We start from the raw sequence: 22,525 nt of genomic DNA, 5'->3' as shown, positions 1-22,525 counted from the left end.
AACTCAAATCCCCGGCCGCCGCAGATGCAGCGGCCGGAGAGGGTGATTAGCAACGCGGTTCGATGTTGTTTTCAGCCGCGAATGCTGCACTGTCTTCGGCGATCAACGGCGTGATCACATCCTGATCCGACTGTTTGAAGTCGGAAATCAGGTTCCACTCCTGCGCCGACGCATCCCACTGCGCCACACCGACAAGACCGTTGCCACCGTGGTTCTCACAGCTCACAGAAAACTCCGGGCCGAAGTTCGGCATGCCAAGTGCTGCCATGCGCTCTTCGGTGATGGTCAGCTTTTCCATCGCGTCGCGCATATCGCCACCGGTGATCTCCGCATTGCCGGTCGCGGCCTGTGCGTCTTTCGCGGCCTCTGCCGCCAACATCGCGGCATAGACGCCACGGTTGTACAGCACCGTGCCGACCTGATCGCCCGCACCCGCAGCCTTGCCGGCATCCACGACATACTTCTGGATGTCGTCAAAGACCGGATAGTCGTCGCCCACCGCGTGGAACGTGATCGCCTTGTAGCCATCGGCGGCTTCGCCCGCAGGCAGCACGTCATGCTGCGCACCAGCCCACCACACGCCGATGAAGTTCTCCATCGGGAAGCGAATGTTGGCGGCTTCCTGAATGGCAACCTGGTTCATGATGCCCCAGCCCCACATGGTGACATAATCGGGGCGTTCGCGCCGGATCTGCAGCCACTGCGACTTCTGCTCCTGGCCCGGGTGATCGACCGCCAGGGTCACCAGCTCAAAGCCATGCTTTTCGGCCAGCGCCTCCAGCGTGCGGATCGGCTCCTTGCCATAGGCAGAGTTGTGATAGACCAGCGCGATCTTCTTGCCGCTGATGTCGCCGTTATTGATCTCCAGCAGGTAATTCACCACGCCGGAGGCCCCATCCCAATAGTTGGCGGGATAGTTGAAGATATGGCTGAAAACGCCGCCATTCTTGGCCGAGGTGCGGCCATAGCCCATGGTGTGCACCGGAATGTCGTCCACGATGGACTTTGGGATGATCTGATAGGTGATCCCGGTGGACAGCGGCTGCAGGACCAGCGGATTTTGCGACTTCAGGCTCTCATAGCACTCCACGCCTTTCTCGGTGTTGTACGCGGTTTCGCACTCCGGCACGCTGACCTTCACGCCACCAATGCCGCCGTCACGCTCATTAAGCAGCGTGAAATAATCCGCATAGCCATCCGCAAACGGAATGCCGCCCGCGGCGAAAGGCCCGGTCCGATAGCTCATGGATGGAAAGACAAGATCCGCCATCACAGGGCTCGCCGCCATCATGGCCGCGGTTGCCCAGGTTGCTAGTTTCATTTTCATCGGTGTTTCCTCCCTTGGATTTTATCCGATTTCTCTTCTTTGCGACGACGTCACTGCCGCCATCCGTAGGCCGGGCTTCAGCCCGGCATCACGACGCTGCCCCCTAGTGCGGGAACGGCCACAATCTCAGTTTCTCCTTGGCCACGCGCCACAGCTGCGCCAGCCCATGCGGCTCCAGTATCAGGAACATCACAATCAGCCCGCCTACGATCACCAACTGCAAATGCGCCACGATATCCGTGGGCCATCCCAGCCAGTCAACGCCCACAACCTTCAGCACCACAGGCAACAGCACCAGAAACGCCGCCCCGGCGAAGGAGCCAAAGATGCTGCCCAGCCCGCCAATGATGATCATGAAGAGCACAAGGAACGACTTGGTGATGCCAAAGGCCTCGCCCACCTCGACCGCGCCCAGATAGACCGCAAAGAACAGCGCCCCCGAAATGCCCACAAAGAACGAACTGACCGCAAAGGCCGTCAACTTGGCGCGTAACGGGTTCACCCCGATGATCTCGGCAGCGATGTCCATGTCACGAATGGCCATCCACTTGCGCCCGGATGCCCCGCGCGTCAGGTTCCGCGCCACCACGGCACAGACGATGGTGAAAAACAGGCAGAACAGATAGGTGGCCCAGGGCTCCGTCGACGGCCCGGTGATCAGAACACCAAACAGATCCCGCTCGGGTGCATTGATCTGCCCCGAGGCCGAATAGTTGTAGAACCATGACACCCGGTTGAAAAGCCACACCAGAAAGAACTGCGCCGCCAGCGTCGCCACCGCCAGATAGAACCCCTTGATCCGCAGACTTGGCAGACCGAACAGCACACCGACAAGGGCCGTCATCACCCCGCCCATGATCACGCTGAAAAAGATGTTGAACTCCGGCAACCGGAACAGCAATTCACCGCCCCACCAGATATCTACACCCGTCATGAACTTGTAGCAGGCATAGGCCCCCACCGCCATGAACCCCCCGGTCCCAAGGCTCACCTGCCCGCAATAGCCCACCAGAATGTTCAGCCCGATCGCCGCAATCGCGTAGATCAGAAAGGGCAGCAGCAGGCTGTTGGCCCAGTAGTCATTGATGACAAACGGCACCACGACAATTGCGATGAACAGCACGACATAATACCGATAGCGATCAAACTTGATCGGAAAGGTTTGCTGGTCTTCCGCATAGGTGGTGCTGAAATCCCCAGCTTCACGATAAAACATCAGCTACGCCCCTGTTCTCTTCTGGCGAAAAATATCCCGGGGTCTGGGGCAGCGCCCCAGTCCCTGCCTTGCCGCATCTACACACGTTCAATGATCTTCTCCCCGAACAATCCCTGCGGCCTGAACACCAGGAACAACAGCGCCAGCATATAGGCAAACCAGTTCTCCGTAGCGCCCCCAAGGAACGGCGCGCCGATCAGAAACTCGAACAGCTTCTCGCCCACTCCAATGATCAGCCCGCCGACAATCGCACCTGGGATGGACGTGAAACCGCCCAGCATCAAGACCGGCAAGGCCTTCAGCGCAATCAGCGACAGCGAAAACTGCACACCGGATTTTGCGCCCCACATGATCCCGGCCACAAGGGCCACAAAGCCCGCCAGCGACCATACCAGTATCCAGATAAAGTTCAGCGATACCCCAACCGACAAGGCCGCCTGATGGTCATCGGCTACGGCACGCATTGCGCGCCCCTGCTTGGTATATTGCGCGAACATCACCAGCCCTGCCACCAGAAGGGCTGCCACGATCGACGCAACGATATCCAGATTATCAATGAAGAACCCATAGCCAAAGACATCAAAAGTGGTCTGATCAATCCACCCGTTCATGCCCTGCGGCAGGCAGTTGCCCTCCGACATGCACACATCCAACGCCTTGATCTCGGACCCCCACATCAGATCCGCGACCCCTTCCAGGAAATAAGCCAGACCAATGGTCGCCATGAACAGGATGATCGGCTCCTGCCCCACCAGATGGCGAAACACAAACCGCTGCACCGCCCAGGCCAGAATGATCATCACCACCACGGTAAACGCGATGGCGAGCACCGAATGCACATGCCAGCCAAAGTGATGGATTTCCGTGCCAAAGATGGCATTGATCAGATGCGAAAACGGCACCTGTCCATTCTGAATGCCCACCAGCGTCATCGCCGCAAAAAGCGCCATGACACCCTGCGCGTAATTGAAAATCCCCGACGCTTTGTAAATCAGCACAAAACCAAGGGCGACCAGCGCATAAAGCACCCCGGCCATCAGCCCGTTGAGGAAAACCTCGATGGTAAAGGCAAGTTGTTCAGGCATTGATTGCCTCCCCCGTTGGACCGACGGGCGCACCCGTCAATCGATCCCGAAATCGGTGGATGCACCGACGTGATACCGACGTGATACCGACGCAATACCGACGTCGCGCACACTGCGTTAAATCAGTCATGCGCCACCCCCAGATAGGCATCGATCACCTCTTGATTGTTGCGCACCTCATCGGGCGTGCCATCCCCGATCTTGCGTCCATAGTCCATCACGACCACCCGGTCGCTCAGGTCCATGACAACGCCCATATCATGCTCAATCAGCGCAATCGTGGTGCCAAACTCATCGTTCACATCCAGAACAAAGCGGCTCATGTCCTCTTTTTCCTCGACGTTCATCCCCGCCATCGGCTCATCCAGCAACAGGATCGTCGGCTCCGCCGCAAGTGCCCGCGCCAGTTCCACACGCTTTTTCAACCCGTAAGGCAGCCGCGCCACCGGCGTCTTTCGAATGGCCTGAATTTCCAGAAAATCGATAATCTTTTCCGCCACTTCCCGGTTGGCGATCTCTTCGGCCTCTGCCTTGCCCTTCCAGATCGACTGCCCCAGCAAGCCACTTTCCATATGCGTCAACCGCCCGGTCATCACATTGTCCAGCACGCTCATGCCCTCAAACAGCGCAATGTTCTGAAAGGTCCGCGCAATCCCCTGCTGGGCCACCTGAAAGGGCTTCATCGGCGGGCGCTTGGCACCCTTGTACCAAACCTCGCCTTCCTGCGGGACGTAGAACCCCGAAATCACATTCAGCATCGACGACTTGCCCGCGCCATTTGGCCCGATGATCGCCCGGATCTCCCCTTCCCGAATGTCAAAGGAGATATCCTTGATCGCCTCAACACCCCCAAACCGCAGGGTGATATTCTTCATCTCCATGACCACAGGCCCAATGGTGCGCCCGTCATCCGTGACGTAACTATCAGCCTGATCTTTCACGTCATTTCACCCTTTTTCAAATACCTTTGCGCGCCGCGCGATCCCCGCGAAACGCCCGCGTTCAATCCACCGCAAGAGGGCGGGCAGGATGGTTTCGCATGGTCCGCATTACGGCAATCGCTCCGGGAGAGCGATTGAAGGCGGAACGAACGCGCATGCCGCACCGTCATTCCGCTGCCATCCGCTTGGTCACCGGAAACACCTTGGCATCCCGCACTTCCAATGTCGCCTTGATCGATCCCTTGCGCCCATCCTCATAGGTCACTTCGGTCTCGGTGCTGACTGTTTTATCGTCGCCGTAAAGCGCTGCAATGATATCATCGTACTTCTCTTCGATGATCCGCCGGCGCACCTTGCGGGTCCGGGTCAACTCACCATCATCCGCATCCAACTCCTTGTGCAAAACCACAAACCGGTGGATCTGACACCCTGACAACATCTCGTCCCCGGCAACTGAGGCATTCACCTCTTCCACATGGCTCTGGATCGTATCCATCACCTGCGGATGCCGGGCCAGTTCCTGATAGGACGCATAGCCAATATTGTTGCGCTCCGCCCAGTTGCCGACGGCCGTCAGGTCGATGTTGATGAAGGCCGTGCATTCTTCGCGCTTGTTGCCAAAGACCACCGCCTCCAGAATATTGGGGAAAAACTTCAGCTTGTTTTCCACGTACTTGGGCGCAAAAAGCGATCCGTCTGCCATCTGGCCCACATCCTTGGCCCGGTCGATGATCCGCAAATGCCCGGTGTCTTCCTCGATAAAACCCGCATCACCCGTGGCGACCCAGCCCTCTGCATCCTTGGTATCAGCGGTGCTTTCGGGGTTCTTGTAGTACTCCACAAAAACACCCGGAGAGCGATAGAACACTTCCCCATTGTCCGCGATCTTCAGCTCCACGCCCGGACAGGTCACGCCAACGGTATCACTGCGCACCTCGCCGTCAGGCTGGGCGGTGATGAACACGGTTGCTTCGGTCTGCCCGTAAAGCTGTTTGAGGTTAATCCCCAGCGAGCGGTAAAAATCAAAGATTTCCGGCCCGATCGCCTCACCGGCCGTATAGCCCACACGCACGCGGCTAAAGCCCAGGGTATTCTTCAAGGGACCGTAAACAAACAATTCGCCCAGCTTGTACTTCAGCCTGTCGCCAAAGCTGACAGTCTTGCCGTCCAGCAGCGCAGGGCCGACCTTGCGGGCATGCGCCATGAAATGATCAAACAGCCATTTCTTGAACCGGCTGGCGTCTTCCATCCGGATCATAACGTTGGTCAGCTGCGTCTCAAACACGCGCGGCGGTGCGAAATAATAGGTCGGACCGATCTCGCGCAGGTCCACATGCATGGTGTCTGCACTTTCGGGGCAATTCGTGCAGAACCCCGTCCACATCGCCTGCCCGACTGAGAAAATGAAATCGCCGACCCAGGCCATTGGCAGATAGGCAAGGATATCATCGGTCTGGCGCAAGCCGTCAAACTCTGACGAAGACTTCGCAGTCTCGATGACGTTGCGGTTGCTCAGCACCACGCCCTTGGGCTTGCCGGTCGTCCCCGACGTATACAGCATCACGCCCGTGCTGTCGTAATCCAGCTTGTCCTGACGCGCCTTGAGCGCCGCTTCGTGCTTTTCACGGTGCTGGCGGCCCAGTTCCTGAACATTCTCATATTGCGTCAGTGCGGAATGGTCGTACTTTCGCAGCCCCCGCGGATCGAGGTAGATCATCTGCTCAAAGTCCGGCAATCCGGCCTGCACTTCGATGATCTTGTCGACCTGTTCCTGATCGCCTACCACGGCAAAACGCGCGCCGCAGTGGTTCATCACATAGGCCATCTCTTCGGCATTGGCGTCCTGATACAGCGGCACGGGCACGGCCCCTACCATCTGGGCCGACACCATCGCCCAATAAAGATAGGGCCGGTTGCGCCCGATAATGGCAATGAAATCGCCCTCGTTGACACCCATCTCCAACAAACCCAGCGCCAGCGCCTCGACCTCGTCGCGGGTCTGGCTCCAGGTCCAGCTTTGCCAGATGCCATATTCTTTTTCCCGGTAGGCCGGGGCGTTCGCAAATTTCTGCGCATTACGATGCAAAAGCGCCGGAACCGATTGCGGTCCCCCGGCGGGCGATGATTGAGCCAATGTTTTTCCTCCCGTGCCCGCCTTTTTCGGCAGGTCTGGTCGCATGTCGCGAATCCTTAACCAAAGGATGTCGCACTGAGCGTAGAGGTCAACTTTTTCCTGACATTTGCCCAATTCTAACGAATTGTTACGGGCACCCGGATTTGCGATATCTAGTATCGCTTCAGCCCTTTGGGCGCTTTACAGCGCCGCCAGCAGCAGCGCACCTGCCCCCACCACCACCAAAAGGCCTGCGGCAATTTCAATCACAGGCACCACACGCGTCGCCATGTCAGAGCCCGCAAGCGCCCCCAGCACGCCGCCGCGCAATCCCACCGCACCGACCGCGACCAGCACTGTCACCAGCGCCGTGCCCAGAGCCATCGCAAAAGTGCCTGCGATCCCGGCCTCGCTGATCCCCATCTGCCAGGTGATGATCAGCACAAAAAGCGCCCCGGTACAGGGACGGATCGCGATGCCTGCAATCAGCATCACCGCTTCCCAGGGCGACCGCACCGCCTGGGCTTCCTCCAGCGTTGGCCCGTGGCGATGCCCGCAAGTGTCGCAATGCCCACCCGCGTGCGGCGCGTGATCAGCCGGGGCGGGTCGCTGGAAAAGATGCCGCGCACCGCGTGCAAGCAGCCAAACGCCAATCAGCACAATTGCGCCATAGCTCACCGGGGCCAGCGCATCTTCCGCGACGCCTGTCACCGTTTCGCGGCTCATCCCGATCAGCCATAGCCCGCCATGCACCAGCGCAATGGCAGACACCGCCTGCCCCAAACTGGACAGAACCGCAATCACCGACAGCCGCGCCACCGCAACCTTGCGCCCCAACCCATAGCCGCCGATCAAAACCTTGCCATGGCCGGGGCCCGCCGCATGGAAAAATCCATAAGCGAAACAGGCCCCCAGCAGGAGCCACAGCGCCTCTGCGTTGCCGGCGCGGACGCCGCGCAGCGCCAGCGCAATCTGGTTCTGAAAATCACGCTGATACCCTGCCGCCCAGCTCGCGACATCCCCCGCGCCGCCCAACGCAAAAAGCCAAAGCGCGATAGCGCCCAGCACAAGTGTCGTTCCGATCATCAGGCTGCGCATGTGACCTGCACATCCGTTGCAAAGGATTCCCCCACCTCGGGGAAACCCATCTCGATCGCGTCCTGATCCTGTGAAAGTTTGCCCAGCAGGTACTGCAGATTGGCCAGTTCGGCATCAACGTCTGGCTCGACCTTGCGGATATCGCACCCATCCAGACCTGTAACAGCGATCGTGCCGGTGACATCATAGGCGGTATAAAAGGTCTCGTCATATGGCTTGAGCGACAGCGTCGCGTCGCCCAGCGCGGGCGTCCCCGCGACCGCGCGCATGTGTGTGGTGATGATCCGGCCGTCAATCATTTCTGCCGTCGCGGCCTCGGGTCCGCCCAATGCCAGCGGCGCATCGTCCAGATGAGCAACCAGATCCCCATTGAACCCGGGGATCCATGCCATATCAAACCCGGCCAGCGCGTCTTCTTCCTCCGGGCTCAGCGCGCCGTCACCGTCAAGGTCCATCCCCTTGTCCTCGGTGACCAGCAACGAATAAAGCGCGTCATAGGTCCACGTCACCTTGACGTAGGTCACGTGACCTTCTTCATCAACGATCACTTCAAGCCCGGTATCAATGAAGATATGCGGATGCGCGTCCAACGGAGGAGCAGCGACAAGCAGGGCAAAGAGGACGGTCTTTTTCATGCACGTCATGTAAGCCGCCGCGCTCCGGTCTGCAAACCACCCTTTGACGCTGCGCGGCATAATGCTACCCCTGCGCCGAAACGGAGGATACGGTGCCACAGACCCCTGAACAAAGCAAAGCGATGACCACCGCAGGCCTGAACCTGATCGCTCAGGCCCTGACGATCTATGACAACGATCTGCGGCTGGCTGTCTGCAACGCCCCGTTCCAGCAAATGTTCGACCTGCCGGATGCGCTGGTCACCCCCGGTGCCACGTTCGAAGACACGATCCGCCATCTGGCCGAACGCGGCGAATACGGCGAAATCGCAGATGTCGAAACCTTCGTGGCGGAACGCGTCAATGTCGCCCGCGCATTTGCGCCGCATTATATGGAACGCACCCGTGCCAATGGCCGCACCATCAGCGTCGAAGGATCCCCGCTGCCACAAGGCGGATGGGTCACCGTCTATACCGATATCACACAGATCAAGCAGCAAGAGGCGCTGTTGCGCGCGCGCTCGGATGCCCTCTCGGATCAGGTGCTGGCCCATGCCGAGGCGCTCTCGGCAACCAACCGCGAACTGGCCGCAATGATCACCACGCTGGAAGAAACCAAACGCCAGCTGACCGATTCCGAAGCCCGCACCCGCCTGACCACCGAAATGATGCCCGCGCATATCGCGCACGTAGACGACACGGGCCATTATACCTATTCCAACCGCCGCCTGTCCTCAGTTATCCCGGGCCGACCCAGCAACATCCTTGGCCTGCACATCCGCGACGCGCTTGGGGCCGCTCATGCCCGCATCGCGCCCTCGCTGGAAAAGGCCTATGCGGGCGTGGCGTCAGTCTTCGAGTTTACTGACACCGAAAGCGCCCGGCGCATCCGCGTGGCATTCACCCCCGACACCCGGGGCGGTGTTTACATCCTGTCGATGGACATCACCGAAGAAACACAAGCCCGCGTTGCCCTGCAGCAAACCCGCAAACGGCAGCTGGCGGCCCAGATGATCTCTGGTCTGGCGCATGATTTCTCGAACCTTCTGACGATCATCCTGGGCCTGCAATCCAAACTGGACCGCCTACCCGACACCCCAGCCGACGCCGCCCCCCTGATCGAAGGCACCCTTGCCGCCGCCCGTCGTGGCGGGGCGTTGCTCAGCACCATCGCGGATGTGACCGACCCCAGCGCACTGCGCCCGGCAGCCACTGATCTCAACACACTGCTCAGCGATCTGACAGTTCTGGCAACCCCGACGCTTCCGGCAAAAGTCACGCTGACCGTCACATCCCAGGCCGAGGATACGCCCGCCTTGCTGGACAAGGGGCGGGTGCAGGACAGCCTGCTGAACCTCATCCTGAACGCCCGCGACGCCATCGGGATCGGCGGTGAGATTTCGCTGACCCAACGCATCGTGCAGGACATCTGGATCGAATGGTCTGTGCGCGATACCGGCCCCGGATTTTCCGCATCCGCCCTCGATCACGCGATTGACCCGTTCTTTACCACCAAAGGCAGCGAAGGGTCGGGCCTCGGCCTGTCGATGGTCTATGACATGGCCAAATCCGCTGGCGGCGATCTGCGGCTGCGCAACCCGAAGGACGGCGGTGCCGAGGTCACGCTGCGCCTGCCTCTGCGCCGCGCTCTGCCTGCAACGACTGGCATGGTACTGCTGGTCGAAGACGACGACACGCTGCGCGCCACCATCCGCGACATGCTGATGCAGCTGGGCCATTCTGTCATTGAAGCCACCAGCGCGGATGAGGCCACGGCCCTCATTGCCGATCTGCCCGATATCGCGCTCGTCCTGTCTGACATCCAACTGGTGGGCGACGCGACAGGCCTTGATCTGGCGCAACGCATCGGCACCAGCCTTCCGCTTATCCTGATGACATCGCTGCCTGCCGACCATCCGCTCTTTGCCGCCGCGCAGACCCACGCACCGGTGCTGCGCAAACCCTTCGACAGCGAAACCCTCGCTGCTCTTATTGCCCCTCAAAGACACGCCGCCCAATGACCCGACCTTTGATCACCATCCTCGATGATGAACCCGATATTCGCACCATGCTGGCCGATGCGCTGGAAGAAGCAGGCTTTGACACCCTCAGCTTTGGCCGCGCCAGCGCGTTCGAGGCGGCACTTGCCACACACACCCCCGCGGTCTGCCTGGTCGATTTGTCCCTGCCCGATACCGATGGTCTTGCGGTGGTTCACCGGCTGGCCCTCGAACAGGGTGCCATCGTGATCATCATCTCGGGCCGTGCGCAGGTGCAGGACCGCGTGACCGGGCTTGAGCTTGGGGCCGACGACTACATCATCAAACCTTTCGATCCGGCCGAGGTCGTGGCCCGCATCCGTGCCCGCCTGCGCGCTGGCAAGCCCGCCCCCCAGTCGGGCAATACGGCCGAATTCAACGGCTGGACGGCCCATTTCGAGCGCTACATGCTGGAAGACGCCGAGGGTCATGAAACACCGTTTTCCCATGCCGAAGGCGAAGTTTTGCGCCTCTTTCTGGATGCACCCAAGCGGCTGATCAGCCGCGCACAGATGCAAGAACACCTTGGGGGTGCTGCCTCCGAAAGTTTTGACAGGGCGATGGATGTGCGCATCTCGCGCCTGCGCACGAAGCTGCGCGAAGACCCCAAGAACCCGCAACTGATCAAGACGATCTACGGCGCGGGCTATATCTTTCTGGGCGACGTCAGCTGGCGCTGATCAACGCCTGCGCGGCCTCACCAAGCACACGTACACCCGCCACCAGATCTGCCTCGTCGGTGTCTTCCTCAAACGCGTGGCTGATCCCGCCAATGCTGGGCACAAACAACATCGCGACCGGCATCAGACGCGCGACGTTCGTGGCATCATGCAAGGCGCCGGACGGCATGCACCGCCACTTGCCGGGGGCGACCACCGCCGCCCCTTTCTCAAGGGCCCCGCGCAACCGCGCATCCATGTGCGTGGGCTCCAGCTCCCACATCTCGCCAAAGCTGACCGCGACATCGCGTTCCGCCGCAATCTCCTGCGCGGTTCCGCGCACGATCTGCTCCATCTGTCGCAGCCGCCGCGCATCCCCATCGCGCCATTGCATGGTAAATGTCGCACGACCCGGCACAACCGACCCCGCGTTCGGATGCAGGGCAACATGGCCAACCGTCCAAACGGTCGTCGGCGTGACGACATTGCGAAACCGATCGTTAATCCGTTCATTGAAGGCAGAAACCGCCTGAAAGGCATCGCGCCGCAAATCCATCCGCGTGGTGCCCGCATGATTCTGCTGACCCAGATAGGTAATGGGGATCTGCCGGGTGCCGACAATATCTGTGACAACACCGATCTGCTCGCCCGCGGCATCCAGCGTCAAACCCTGTTCGATATGCAGCTCAATAAACCCGGTGAACTGGGCCGGATCAACGGGGTCGCCCACACGATCTGAAATCGCCGCGCGCGCCTGTCCCAGGCTGACCCCATCGTGATCTTCGTGAAGATCGACCTCCGCAAGCGCCGAATACCCGCTCCAAACCGACGACCCGGTCAAACCGCCAAAACGCCCCTCTTCGTCCTGAAACGACACAACCGAAACGCCCCGATGACACCGCGCCACTTCCAACGCCGCGATCACGCCCAATGCCCCATCCAGCCATCCGCCCTCCGGCTGCGTATCTGAATGCGATCCCATCAACAGCGATGGCCCGCCCGCCAGCCCGAACAGATTGCCCACCGGGTCCATCTGAACCCGCAATCCCGCCTCCTCAAATCGCGTCGCCAGCCAGTCGCGCGCAGCGATATCCGCCTCCGAGAACGCGCGCCGCACAACACCCCTCCCAACCCCGGACGCCCCAAAGGACCGCAACGTGTGCAGATCATCCAGAAACCGCCTCTCGTCGATCACCACAACACGTCTCCTTCACCCTTTTGAAAATACCTCGGGGGAGCTCGAGGGGGCAGCGCCCCCTCGTCAGCCAAAATAAAGTCGCGCGCGGGCCTGCCCGCCCCTTCAGATCACGCCAGGTTCACTCCGCCGCGATGGCGTCGACGGCCTCTACCTTGACCGCGGAAAACTTGAACTCAGGGATTTTCCCATAAGGATCCACGGCCGGGTTGGTCAGAATATTGGCCGCCGCCTCAACGTAGGCAAAGGGCAAAAACACCATATCCGGTGACACAGCCCGGTCCATCCGTGCCATGATCTCAATCGATCCGCGCTTGGTGGTCAGGCGCACCCGTCCGCCGGGCGCGACACCCAGCTTGCGCAAGGTGGCAGGATGCAGCGAACAATTCGCCTCAGGCTCCACCGCATCCAGCACGGTCGCGCGCCGGGTCATCGACCCGGTATGCCAATGCTCCAACTGCCGGCCCGTGGTCAGGATCATCGGATATTCCGCATCCGGCACATCATCCGGCGCAATGATGCTGGCAGGTGTGAACCGCGCGCGTCCCTCAGGCCGCGGGAACCCATCGCCAAAGACAATCGGCTGACCGGGATCTTCTGGCGACAGCGACGGATAGGTCACAGCGTTTTCAGCTTCGAGGCGCTCCCACGTGATATTGTCCAGCGACTTCATATTCAGCTTCATCTCGGCAAAGACATCCGCCGGGCTCTCGTAGGTCCAGCCCAGCCCCAGCCTCTTGGCCAGTTCCACCTCAATCCACCAGTCTTCGCGGGCCTCACCCGGGGGCGGCACCGCAGGCCGGCCCATCTGGACCTGCCGGTTGGTGTTTGTGACGGTGCCGGATTTCTCCGCAAACGCACTCGCAGGCAGGATCACATCCGCATAATTCGCCGTCTCGGTGATGAAGATATCCTGCACCACCAGATGATCCAGCTTGGCCAGAGCATCCCGGGCATGCTCCACATCCGGGTCCGACATGGCGGGGTTTTCGCCCAGCACATACATGCCCCGAATGTCCCCGTCATGGACCGCATCCATGATCTCGGTGACCGTCAAACCCTTCTGAGCAGAGAAATCGCCCGATTTCCAAACATCGGTAAAGGCCGACCGAACGCCATCATCGCCGACCGGCTGATAATCCGGCAGGAACATCGGAATGAGCCCGGCATCCGACGCCCCTTGAACATTGTTCTGTCCCCGCAAGGGGTGCAGCCCCGCGCCGGGGCGCCCCACCTGGCCTGTCATCAGCGCCAGTGAAATCAGACAGCGCGAATTATCCGTCCCGTGGATATGCTGGCTGACCCCCATCCCCCAGAAAATCATCCCCGCCTTGGCCCCGGCAAAGGTCCGCGCCACATCGCGCAGCACATCTGCCTCAATCCCGCAGACCTCCGCCATCTTCTCTGGCGTAAAGTCCCTCAGGTGCTCTTTCTCCGCCTCCCAGTTCTCGGTGTAGGCGTCGATATACTGCTGATCGAACAGTCCCTCCTCCACGATCACATTCATGATCGCGTTGAGCATCGACACATCCGTCCCGGGCCGGAACTGCAACATCTGATAGGCAAACCGCCGCAGCCCCACACCACGCGGGTCCATCACGATCAACTTGCCGCCGCGCTTGGTGAACTGCTTGAAATAGGTCGCCGCAACCGGATGATTCTCAACCGGATTGGCCCCGATGACAATCGCCACATCCGCGTTCTCGATCTCGTTGAACGTTGCCGTCACGGCCCCTGACCCCACATTCTCCATCAATGCGGCAACGGATGACGCATGACACAGCCGCGTGCAGTGATCGACGTTGTTATGCCCAAACCCCTGCCGAATCATCTTCTGAAAGAGATAAGCCTCTTCATTGGTGCACTTGGCCGACCCAAAGCCCGCCACGCCGGTCCCGCCAATGTCCTTCAACCCGCTGGCGGCGAAATCCAATGCCTCATCCCAGCTGGCTTCGCGAAAGAATTCTTGCCAGTTACCGGGATCGACATTCAGCCCCTTGGCGGGCGCATCCGCGCGCCGGATCAACGGCTTGGTCAGACGGTGGTCGTGGTGGATATAATCAAATCCGAACCGCCCTTTGACGCATAGCCGCCCCTCATTGGCCGGCCCGTTGATCCCGTCCACGTATTTGACCTTGCCGTCCTTCACCTTCAGCGAAATCTGGCAGCCGACCCCGCAGAACGGGCAAACACTTTCGACTTCGTCGTCAAAATCGGCGGAATCCCCGATCTGATTCTCATCCACAACGGTAGAGGGCATCAGCGCCCCCGTCGGACAAGCCTGCACACATTCGCCACAGGCAACACATGTCGACGCCCCCATGGGATCAGCCATGTCAAACGTGGGATAGGTATCATGCCCGCGTCCCGCCATGCCGATCACATCGTTGACCTGCACCTCACGACACGCGCGTACGCACAACCCGCACTGAATACACGCATCCAGATTGACCGACATCGCCACGTGACTGTCATCCAGCAGCGGAATGCGCCCTTCTTCCAGCTTGGGAAAGCGGCTCTCCGCAACACCATTCATTGCGGCCATGTCCCACATGTGGCTGGACTTGTCGTGCGCCACGTCCTGCTCGGGATGATCGGCCATCAACAGCTCAACCACCATCTTGCGCGCGCTCTCGGACCGCGCGTTGTCGGTGGTCACGACCATCCCTTCCACGGGCTCGCGGATACACGAGGCCGCAAGCGTCCGCTCGCCCTCGATCTCGACCATGCACGCCCGACAATTCCCGTCAGGGCGATATCCCGGCGCGGGCTTGTGACACAGATGCGGGATCTTCAGACCGCGCCCGTTTGCGACCTCCCAAATGGTCATGCCTGCCTCTGCCTCAACGGTCTCGCCGTTCAGCGTAAAGGTGATCTTCCCGGCCATCGCACATGCTCCTCGCGTCTCTCCCCCTGTCTATAGCGAAAGTGACGATAAGTAAGGGGTCACAATCCCGACACAGGAACCCGATTTTGCGCCACGACGCTTCTCTTGCGCGACCGTCCCCCTTTCACCCTTTTGAAAATACCTCATCGCTGCCCTTTCCCCCGCCCCAGCGCTGGCCTATCAAGCGCCCATGTCCCACATCACTCTTATTCGCCACGGCCAAGCCAATTCCACCGCCACAGATGAGGCAAGCTATGACAAGCTTTCTGATCTCGGCCACCAGCAGGCTGGCTGGCTCGGCGGCTACCTGCAAGACAGCCAAACCCATCACACGCGCCTCTACACCGGCACATTGCGCCGCCACAAAGAGACCGCCGATGGCATGAACACCGGCCTCGACGCGGTGGTGGACGAACGCCTCAACGAGCTGGAGTATTTCACCCTCGCCACCCTGCTGGAGGATCAACACGGTGTGCCGTTCCCGTCAGAACAGGGCGCCTTCACCCACCACCTGCCAAAGGTGTTCGACCACTGGAAAGAAGGCAAACTCGAAGGAACCCCCGAAAGCTGGCAAAGCTTCCATGACCGCATCGATGACGCACTGCGCGAAATTGCGACAGGTCAGGGTCCGGCCCTGGTGGTAACGTCCGGGGGCCTCATCTCCATGGCGATGGCCCAGGCGATGGGCTTGGGCATCCCGGCTATGGCGCGGATCGCTTTGGCGATCATGCACACCTCAATGCACCGTCTGTTCCCGATCGGCGGCCATTGGTCACCGGTCCTGTTCAACGCCGTGCCCCACCTCGACACGCCAGAGCGCCGCGCGGCGCAAACCCATATCTGAAGGGCCTCTCCATGCTGAAACTCTTTTACGCTCCCGGAACGATTTCCATCGCGGTCGCCATCGCCCTGGAAGAAGCGGGTCTGGCCTACGAGGCCGTAAAAGTCGACTTTGCGGCAGGCGAACAAACCAAACCCGCCTACCTCGCGGTCAACCCAAAAGGCCGCGTGCCCGCGCTTGTGACAGCATCCGGGTCCGTGATGACCGAAACCGGCGCTCTGCTGGATTATATCGCCGACATCGCACCCGCCGCAGGCCTGCGGCCCACCGATCCGGCCGTCACACAGCACATGCGCAGCGTCATGTACTATCTCGCCTCGACCATGCATGTGGCCCACGCCCACAAGATGCGCGGATCTCGTTGGGCCGACCAGCAATCAAGCTTTGACGACATGACCGCCAAGGTGCCTCAGACCATGGCTGACTGCGCAGCTTACGTTGAAAGCGACTGTTTGCGCGGCGCCTACGTGCTGGGTGATACCATCAGCATCGCCGATCCCTATCTTTTTGTAGTCTGCAACTGGCTCCAAGGCGACGGTGTAACTGTCAGCGATTATCCCGCCGTTGCTGCCTTTCTTGAGCGAATGAATGCGCGCGACAGCGTCAAGGCCATGCGCGCAAAGGGTATCCTGTGACGCACCTTTGGGTCCGCGCCGAGCCCCGTGCGCATGAACGTCGTGTCGGCCTGACCCCGCAGGGGGCCGCATCCTTGCTGGCCGCAGGCTTTGACGTCACTGTCGAGGCCTCCGAGGACCGCATCATCGCGACGTCAAAATACGCTGACGCGGGGTGCACCATCGCCCCCGAGGGCAGTTGGCCGGACGCACCCGATAACGCGATCATCTTCGGCCTCAAGGAACTGCCCGACGACGGCACCCCCCTGCACCACCGCCACATCATGTTCGGCCACGCCTTCAAGGATCAGTCGGCGGGGCGCATCCTGCTCGACCGCTTCAAGGCGGGCGGCGGCACGCTGCTGGACCTCGAATACCTGACCGATGACACCCGACGCCGTGTCGCGGCCTTTGGATACTGGGCCGGCTTCGCCGGGGCCGCCGTCACCCTGAAGTGCTGGATCGCACAGCAACAGGACGGCATCTGCCCGCCCGTCTCGCCCTATGAGACCGCAGACGAGATGACACAGGATTTGTCAGCCGCATTGGCCCCCTACACCCCACCCGATGCCCTGATCATCGGCGCACTTGGCCGGGTGGGGACGGGCGCGTCAGATTTGCTGACCAGAATGGGCGTCTCGGTCACCGGCTGGGACATGGCGGAAACAGCGCACGGCGGCCCATTTCCCGAAATCCTGCGCCACGATCTTTTTATCAACTGCATTCTGGCAAACGCCCAGACACCCGCTTTTGTGCGACCCGACGCGCCCGCCGCAATGCGCGATCTGCGTGTCATCGGTGACATCGCCTGTGATCCAGACAGCCCGTTCAACCCCGTGCAGGTCTATGACACGACAACCACCTGGGAGGCCCCCGCAACGCGGGTCCACGACACGCCGCCCCTGGATGTGATGGCCATCGACAACCTGCCCTCGATGTTGCCGCTGGAAAGCTCTGAAGACTACGCAGCCCAGCTGCTGCCGACCCTGTCAGCCTTGCAGGACGATCCCGACGGGATCTGGGCCCGCGCCGCGGCACTTTTTGCCGAACATCGGAATGCGGCTTAGGAAAACATCCGGTAATACATCCAGTCCGGCATGAACTGCGACCCCCGGAAAAACAGTGAGAAAAGCCAGGGAAAGTTCGCTTTGAAGTGATCCGTGTTCATGTGATCGAACATGTGGGCCGCCGCCTCCTCAGGCGTCATGATGAACGGCATGTTAAAGTCATTCTTGTCCGTCAGCTGGGTCTTGATGTAGCCGGGATTGGCGACCTGTACCGCCACGCCGGTCTTGCGCAGGTCTGCATGCATGCACTCTGCCAAAGACATTGTGCCAGCCTTGGATGCCGTATAGCCGATCGACCCCGGCAAGCCGCGAAAACCTGACAGACTGGACGTGATGACGATGTGCCCCTTGTCGCGTGCAACCATCGGGGGGACAACCTGCCCCATCACCCGCATCAGCCCCGTGAAATTGATGTCAGCCATCGCATTGGCTTGATCCGCGTCCCATTCCCGTGCGCTGAACGGCCAGTAGACCCCCGCCAGATAGACGACACCGTCAACGTCACCGACCTCTTTGGCAGCGGCAACCACGCTTTCGTTGTCTGACACGTCTACCGTCACAAAGCGCGCGGTGCCCGGCAGTTCTTCTACCAGTGCTGCAAGCTTGTCCTCCGACCGCGCCGACACGATCACTTCGGCACCCGCCGCGCTCAGCTTGTGGGCCAATGCAGCCCCCAGACCGTCGCTGGCGCCAACCAGCCAATACCGCTTTGCAATCCAATTTCTGCTCATGTCGATGTCACCGGACGAATTGTGGCAACCAGTTCGGCGACGCGGAAACCGAATTTGCGGAACTGGCTGCGGTTAACGATGGTGCCCGAGGGGGTCAGATACATCCAGTCGACCGTGCTCAGCACATGGCCACCTGCATCTTCGGGCATTTTTATCTGGTAGGTCAGGCAAACAGTTGGGCCGGCCTGCTTGCCTGTCCCTTGCCCCGGCACGTCTGGCGCGGTGGCCACAAACGTGCCGTCGCTGGCGAACTTCAGCGTCCATTCCCGCAGCTGTTTTGACCCGTCGTCATAACGAAATTCCTCTTTCATGACACAGGTGTCACCGTCCCACACGGGATGAAAATCAGCGACAAAACGGCTGGTGACACGCCCCATCGGGCCAAAGATGACACCCTCGCAAATCAGCGGGCCACGCAAAGAACTGCGCAAATCCAAGGCAGGATAGTCATCAACATATTCCTCCGGTTTCTGGCCGGGGAACTCCGCAAAACTGCGGCGCAGCATCACAAGTCCGAGAGTAAACAGAACGCCAAGAATAAAATAGATCACGGGGTCCTCATGGGTCTTCAGTTACGTTCACGCGCGAAAGCAGAAGGATCGCCAGAACCTTCAGCAGGCACGGCACACCTGCATAAAACCAGATAAGCAGTGATACCGCTTCATCCGGACTGGCCCCACCGGCAGTTTGCAAACCGGCCCCTTCCAAAACGGGAAGTAGTGCAATTGCAGCCAAAGCCAATGTGAACTTGGAAACAAACGACCACAAGCCAAACCCTTCTGCACCGGACGGCGCGATCTGGGACATGCGGTTTGCGAACATGGCGGGCAGCAAGGTCAGATCCGCCCCCAGCACAGCACCTGAGGCAATGCACACAAGGGCAAAGAGCCACTGATCACCAGCGCCGAGAAAAAGCGCGCCACCAAAGGCCGCAATCCCCAGCACCATGGCAACCAGCAGCACCGGCTTGGGTCCGAACCGCGCGGCCTGCGCGCCCCAGAACGGGGCCGCAACCGCCGCTGACAGAAAGAACAGCAACAGCAGCGCGCCTTCCCAACCCGGCGCCTCCAGCGCAATCTCCACATAGAACAGAAACAAGGTCGAACTCACGGCGACCGGCGCGGCATTCACCAGCGCCACCAGCAAGAGCCTGCGCGCCACGCTGTCGCGCAGGATTGTCGCAAATCCAGTCCCGGCAGGCACCCCTGACGGGCGCCATTCCGCGCGCATTGCCATGGCCGCCGCTATGGCCAGCACCGCAAACCCGACAGCAAACCCGGCAAAGGGTGCCTCCAGAAAGACCCCCAGCGCCACGGGCGTGACCGATGCAACGCACACGCCCAACAGCGCGCCGGTCTCGCGCCAGCGCGCCAGCGCGATGTGGCCGTTGCCCGCCAGCGTCTTGGCCTTCGCGACCCCTTGGGCGTAAAAGCAGATCGTCAGAAAACTGAAACTGGAAAAGACGAGGGTCAGCATCCCGCCAAACCAGAGCAACGGGCTGACCGGCGGTGTCACCGCAAAAAGCCCCACCATCGACAACGCCATGACCCCGGCACCAACCGCCACTGCGCTCCCGCGGTGATGCCGCAACCGCTCTGACAATTTGCCAAGCAGGGGGTCTTGCACCACGTCCAGCAATCGCAATACGAAAAGAACAGTTGCAAGTGCTGCCAGTGAGACACCGTATTCGTCCACATAAAACTTGGGCGCGTGAATATAGATCGGCAAGCCTGCCGCTGACAGCAGCGCCGCAAAAAGGGCGTAGGCTGGCAGGCGTTGCGCGCGCGGTGTCATCCGCGCGAAATTTCATCCGCAGGCGGCGTCGGCTGCGCGCGGAACGTCGCCCCCTTCCACCACAGCTTGAGCGCCTGCCAGTGGATCAACGCCAGCACCCGGCGCGCGCCCAAAGGGCGGCGGAACATGGCGCGCAAGATCCCACCGTTGCCCAATGGTTTGCGTTCGCCCGTCAACGTCGCAATCAATCCGCCGTTGCCCTGCACATAATCGATCCAGATGCCGATCCGGTCGTCCCGAATGTCAAACCGGAAGGTGTAGGAACCCTCGACCGGCTGAAAAGGCGACACATGCATGATCTTGGTCGCCCTGAGATGATCACTGGGCAGAATGGGCCGCAGATCATCGTGATGACACAGGTAGGAATGTCGGTCGCCATAAGTATTGGTCACTTCTGCGATCACCACGATCATCACGCCTTCAGCATCGCGGCACAGCCAAAAACTGACGGGGTTAAAGACGTGCCCCAGAACACGCGGTTGCGCGAGCAATTCGATCTTGGACACGCTCTCAATTCCGTTGGCAGCCAGCACATCCCGGACCCACCGCGCGCCGCGCCCCGCCTTGGGCGCACCCCCATGGTCGCTGTCCTGAACAGAAGTCAGCCCGCCCCGATTGCGTCCAAAAAGGAAGGGCGTCTTCAGCGGCGCTTCCGCATCCAGCATGACGTAATCAATCGAATAGCGAAACGCGTTCTCGACCCCGCCCTTGCGGCCATGAAAGGTATGCCCGGCGATATGATCGACCGTTGCGGTCATTCAGCAGCAAGCGGCATGACGGGGGTGGTCCCGCCCAGACCTTTGACAACATCAATGGCGCTTGCCAGTCCGTCCTCGTGAAAGCCGTGTCGCATCCAGGCGCCACAGAACCAGGTATTGTTCTTGCCGTTCATCGCCGCCACAGTCTTTTGCGCGGCGAGCGCCTCCAGATCATACACCGGATGGCGCAGGGTGACCTGATCGTAAATCAGCTCTTCGCGGATGGTGCGATTGGTGTTGAGCGTGACAAAATGCGGATCATCCTGTGGGATCGGCTGCAAGGAGTTCATCCAGTAGGTCAGATCGATCCGGTCGCTCTGCGCATTCTTGTCTTGGGTATAGACCCATGAGGCCCATGTGGATTTGCGTTTGGGCATGATGGCTGCGTCCGCGTGCAGAACGATGTCATTGGGCTGATAGCGAATGACGCCAAGGGCCGCCTGTTCCTCCGGGGTTGCATCGCTGAGCATGGCGAGGGTGTCATCGGAATGCGTGGCAAAAATGACAGCGTCAAATGCTTCCCATTCACCGGATGCGGCACGCACCTCGGCCCCCATTGCGGTGCGACGAACGCCCTGGATCGGCGCGTTCAATCTGATCTCGACCCCGCGCGCGCGCATCCCGGCCTCTAGACGCCGGACATATTCCCAAGACCCGCCATCGACCGTGTACCACTGATGCTGACCCGAATAGTTGAGCAATCCGTGGTTATGGAAAAAGTCGACCATCGCGTAGGCCGGAAAATCCATGATCTTTTCCGTCGGCGTCGACCAGATCGCGCCTGACAGGGGCGACAGATAGTAGTCGCGGAAATACCGCCCCGTGCCCAGCACCTGCAGAAACTCTGCAATCGACAGCGACTTGTTCTTGCCCACGTTCAACGCCGATTTGTTGAACTTGAAGATATCCCGCAGCATCCGGATGAAAGACGGATTAAGCGCGTTCTTTCTTTGGGCGAAAAAGGCATTTGCGCTTGTCAGCGCATACTCAAGCCGGCCACCGTCGATCGACGCGCCAAAGCTCATGTTCGATTTCGTCACCGGCACGTCCAGCTCATTAAAAAGCGCGGCCAGATGCGGATAGTTCGCGTAGTTGAAAACAATGAATCCTGTATCGACAGGCTGGTCCCCGTTCTTGCCCGCCATGACAGTGCGTGCATGGCCCCCGATCCGGTCTCCGGCCTCGAACAGGGTCACGTGATCGTCAGGCGCAATTCTGTAGGCCGCCCCCATTCCAGAGATCCCTGCACCGATCACGGCTATCTTGCGGGCCATGGGTTTTCCCCGGACGGGATCGAGGTTTAGTGCTTCAAAAGGCATGAGAATTTTGTTCCAGTCGTTTCGTCGTTGTTTCAGATAGTACGCTGTACATACGTTGACAGATCAAAAAGAGTTGCAGGTTTTTTTGCCTCTATTGTGATCCAACTGGACTGCGGTGCCGTAACTTGTTCATGTTGACAAAGATATCTGACATAAATCAGCCAAAAGGCCAGCCCTCATCCGGGTTCACCCCTTCTCAAAGGGTGCACATGGGCCTCATGTCGGAG

Annotated in this window: 19 protein-coding genes; 5 read left to right on the top strand and 14 right to left on the bottom strand. The window is 60.3% G+C overall.

The genetic code is table 11. From position 1 onward, the window contains the following. Nucleotides 1-46: 46 nt before the first annotated feature. The 7 genes from H9Q16_RS17800 to H9Q16_RS17770 form a co-directional block, all read right to left on the bottom strand. Nucleotides 47-1,327 carry an ABC transporter substrate-binding protein gene (locus H9Q16_RS17800; protein ID WP_191076754.1) on the bottom strand — a complete coding sequence of 427 codons (1,281 nt, stop codon included), beginning with the start codon at nt 1,325-1,327 and terminating at the stop codon, nt 47-49. 103 nt (nt 1,328-1,430) lie between these two features. Then, entirely contained in the window at nt 1,431-2,543 is a 1,113-nt protein-coding gene (locus H9Q16_RS17795; RefSeq protein WP_191076753.1) for a branched-chain amino acid ABC transporter permease, read from the bottom strand. Nucleotides 2,544-2,620: 77 nt separating this feature from the next. Further along, nucleotides 2,621-3,628: a branched-chain amino acid ABC transporter permease gene (locus H9Q16_RS17790; protein WP_191076752.1), complete on the bottom strand. Its 1,008-nt coding sequence runs from the start codon at nt 3,626-3,628 to the stop codon at nt 2,621-2,623. A gap of 122 nt (nt 3,629-3,750) precedes the next feature. Continuing rightward, on the bottom strand, nt 3,751-4,569 hold the full coding sequence (locus H9Q16_RS17785) for an ATP-binding cassette domain-containing protein (RefSeq protein WP_191076751.1): 819 nt from the start codon (nt 4,567-4,569) through the stop codon (nt 3,751-3,753). 166 nt (nt 4,570-4,735) lie between these two features. Further along, the gene (locus H9Q16_RS17780) at nt 4,736-6,748 is read right to left on the bottom strand and encodes an AMP-binding protein (RefSeq protein WP_191076750.1); all 2,013 of its coding nucleotides are present in this window, start codon (nt 6,746-6,748) and stop codon (nt 4,736-4,738) included. 135 nt (nt 6,749-6,883) lie between these two features. Continuing rightward, complete coding sequence (locus H9Q16_RS17775) at nt 6,884-7,768, bottom strand: nickel/cobalt transporter (RefSeq protein ID WP_246455789.1); 885 nt, start codon at nt 7,766-7,768, stop codon at nt 6,884-6,886. Further along, entirely contained in the window at nt 7,768-8,415 is a 648-nt protein-coding gene (locus tag H9Q16_RS17770) for a DUF1007 family protein (protein ID WP_191076748.1), read from the bottom strand. The genes H9Q16_RS17775 and H9Q16_RS17770 overlap by 1 nt, the downstream gene beginning before the upstream one ends. 122 nt (nt 8,416-8,537) lie before the next feature. Between H9Q16_RS17770 and H9Q16_RS17765 the strand changes: the two genes are divergently transcribed. Next, entirely contained in the window at nt 8,538-10,415 is a 1,878-nt protein-coding gene (locus tag H9Q16_RS17765) for a PAS-domain containing protein (RefSeq protein ID WP_191076747.1), read from the top strand. Then, a complete protein-coding gene (locus tag H9Q16_RS17760; protein ID WP_191076746.1) occupies nt 10,412-11,113 on the top strand; it encodes a response regulator transcription factor in 702 nt (233 codons plus the stop codon). The genes H9Q16_RS17765 and H9Q16_RS17760 overlap by 4 nt, the downstream gene beginning before the upstream one ends. Here H9Q16_RS17760 and H9Q16_RS17755 read toward each other — a convergent pair. After that, nucleotides 11,100-12,290, bottom strand: coding sequence for a hydantoinase/carbamoylase family amidase (locus H9Q16_RS17755; protein WP_191076745.1), 1,191 nt, complete (start codon nt 12,288-12,290; stop codon nt 11,100-11,102). The two genes, H9Q16_RS17760 and H9Q16_RS17755, sit on opposite strands and share 14 nt — an antisense overlap. 118 nt (nt 12,291-12,408) lie before the next feature. Continuing rightward, nucleotides 12,409-15,174 carry a formate dehydrogenase subunit alpha gene (gene fdhF / locus H9Q16_RS17750; RefSeq protein WP_191076744.1) on the bottom strand — a complete coding sequence of 922 codons (2,766 nt, stop codon included), beginning with the start codon at nt 15,172-15,174 and terminating at the stop codon, nt 12,409-12,411. A 190-nt stretch (nt 15,175-15,364) separates the two neighbouring features. Between fdhF and H9Q16_RS17745 the strand changes: the two genes are divergently transcribed. From H9Q16_RS17745 to H9Q16_RS17735, 3 genes are read left to right on the top strand one after another with little or no spacing between them, the layout of a single operon-like run. Then, on the top strand, nt 15,365-16,018 hold the full coding sequence (locus tag H9Q16_RS17745; protein WP_191076743.1) for a histidine phosphatase family protein: 654 nt from the start codon (nt 15,365-15,367) through the stop codon (nt 16,016-16,018). A gap of 11 nt (nt 16,019-16,029) precedes the next feature. Further along, complete coding sequence (locus H9Q16_RS17740; RefSeq protein ID WP_191076742.1) at nt 16,030-16,650, top strand: glutathione S-transferase family protein; 621 nt, start codon at nt 16,030-16,032, stop codon at nt 16,648-16,650. Then, nucleotides 16,647-17,696, top strand: a complete 1,050-nt coding sequence (locus H9Q16_RS17735; protein ID WP_191076741.1) for a Rossmann-fold NAD(P)-binding domain-containing protein — start codon at nt 16,647-16,649, stop codon at nt 17,694-17,696. Before H9Q16_RS17740 ends, H9Q16_RS17735 begins: the two co-directional genes overlap by 4 nt. Here H9Q16_RS17735 and H9Q16_RS17730 read toward each other — a convergent pair. The 5 genes from H9Q16_RS17730 to H9Q16_RS17710 are packed head-to-tail and all read right to left on the bottom strand — an operon-like array spanning nt 17,693 to nt 22,298. After that, complete coding sequence (locus H9Q16_RS17730) at nt 17,693-18,427, bottom strand: SDR family NAD(P)-dependent oxidoreductase (RefSeq protein WP_191076740.1); 735 nt, start codon at nt 18,425-18,427, stop codon at nt 17,693-17,695. The genes H9Q16_RS17735 and H9Q16_RS17730 overlap by 4 nt on opposite strands. Continuing rightward, on the bottom strand, nt 18,424-18,933 hold the full coding sequence (locus H9Q16_RS17725; RefSeq protein WP_191076846.1) for a DUF3833 family protein: 510 nt from the start codon (nt 18,931-18,933) through the stop codon (nt 18,424-18,426). Before H9Q16_RS17725 ends, H9Q16_RS17730 begins: the two co-directional genes overlap by 4 nt. Before the next feature lie 52 nt (nt 18,934-18,985). Then, on the bottom strand, nt 18,986-20,221 hold the full coding sequence (locus tag H9Q16_RS17720; RefSeq protein ID WP_191076739.1) for an MFS transporter: 1,236 nt from the start codon (nt 20,219-20,221) through the stop codon (nt 18,986-18,988). Continuing rightward, nucleotides 20,218-20,979, bottom strand: a complete 762-nt coding sequence (locus tag H9Q16_RS17715) for a DUF1365 domain-containing protein (RefSeq protein ID WP_191076738.1) — start codon at nt 20,977-20,979, stop codon at nt 20,218-20,220. The genes H9Q16_RS17720 and H9Q16_RS17715 overlap by 4 nt, the downstream gene beginning before the upstream one ends. Continuing rightward, nucleotides 20,976-22,298, bottom strand: coding sequence for an NAD(P)/FAD-dependent oxidoreductase (locus H9Q16_RS17710; protein WP_191076737.1), 1,323 nt, complete (start codon nt 22,296-22,298; stop codon nt 20,976-20,978). The genes H9Q16_RS17715 and H9Q16_RS17710 overlap by 4 nt, the downstream gene beginning before the upstream one ends. Between the last annotated feature and the right edge of the window lie 227 nt (nt 22,299-22,525).

The organism is Sulfitobacter aestuariivivens, from assembly GCF_014763045.1.
GTDB lineage: Bacteria > Pseudomonadota > Alphaproteobacteria > Rhodobacterales > Rhodobacteraceae > Sulfitobacter > Sulfitobacter aestuariivivens.
This window is presented reverse-complemented; position numbering and strand designations above follow the sequence as displayed.

Bases quoted from the DNA above. Each gene is read 5' to 3' on its own strand.
- H9Q16_RS17800 (WP_191076754.1), bottom strand. From the start codon at position 1,327: ATGAAAATGAAACTAGCAACCTGGGCAACCGCGGCCATGATGGCGGCG.
- H9Q16_RS17795 (WP_191076753.1), bottom strand. From the start codon at position 2,543: ATGTTTTATCGTGAAGCTGGGGATTTCAGCACCACCTATGCGGAAGAC.
- H9Q16_RS17790 (WP_191076752.1), bottom strand. From the start codon at position 3,628: ATGCCTGAACAACTTGCCTTTACCATCGAGGTTTTCCTCAACGGGCTG.
- H9Q16_RS17780 (WP_191076750.1), bottom strand. From the start codon at position 6,748: ATGCGACCAGACCTGCCGAAAAAGGCGGGCACGGGAGGAAAAACATTG.
- H9Q16_RS17775 (WP_246455789.1), bottom strand. From the start codon at position 7,768: ATGATCGGAACGACACTTGTGCTGGGCGCTATCGCGCTTTGGCTTTTT.
- H9Q16_RS17770 (WP_191076748.1), bottom strand. From the start codon at position 8,415: ATGAAAAAGACCGTCCTCTTTGCCCTGCTTGTCGCTGCTCCTCCGTTG.
- H9Q16_RS17765 (WP_191076747.1), top strand. From the start codon at position 8,538: ATGACCACCGCAGGCCTGAACCTGATCGCTCAGGCCCTGACGATCTAT.
- H9Q16_RS17760 (WP_191076746.1), top strand. From the start codon at position 10,412: ATGACCCGACCTTTGATCACCATCCTCGATGATGAACCCGATATTCGC.
- fdhF (WP_191076744.1), bottom strand. From the start codon at position 15,174: ATGGCCGGGAAGATCACCTTTACGCTGAACGGCGAGACCGTTGAGGCA.
- H9Q16_RS17745 (WP_191076743.1), top strand. From the start codon at position 15,365: ATGTCCCACATCACTCTTATTCGCCACGGCCAAGCCAATTCCACCGCC.
- H9Q16_RS17740 (WP_191076742.1), top strand. From the start codon at position 16,030: ATGCTGAAACTCTTTTACGCTCCCGGAACGATTTCCATCGCGGTCGCC.
- H9Q16_RS17730 (WP_191076740.1), bottom strand. From the start codon at position 18,427: ATGAGCAGAAATTGGATTGCAAAGCGGTATTGGCTGGTTGGCGCCAGC.
- H9Q16_RS17725 (WP_191076846.1), bottom strand. From the start codon at position 18,933: ATGCTGCGCCGCAGTTTTGCGGAGTTCCCCGGCCAGAAACCGGAGGAA.
- H9Q16_RS17720 (WP_191076739.1), bottom strand. From the start codon at position 20,221: ATGACACCGCGCGCGCAACGCCTGCCAGCCTACGCCCTTTTTGCGGCG.
- H9Q16_RS17715 (WP_191076738.1), bottom strand. From the start codon at position 20,979: ATGACCGCAACGGTCGATCATATCGCCGGGCATACCTTTCATGGCCGC.
- H9Q16_RS17710 (WP_191076737.1), bottom strand. From the start codon at position 22,298: ATGCCTTTTGAAGCACTAAACCTCGATCCCGTCCGGGGAAAACCCATG.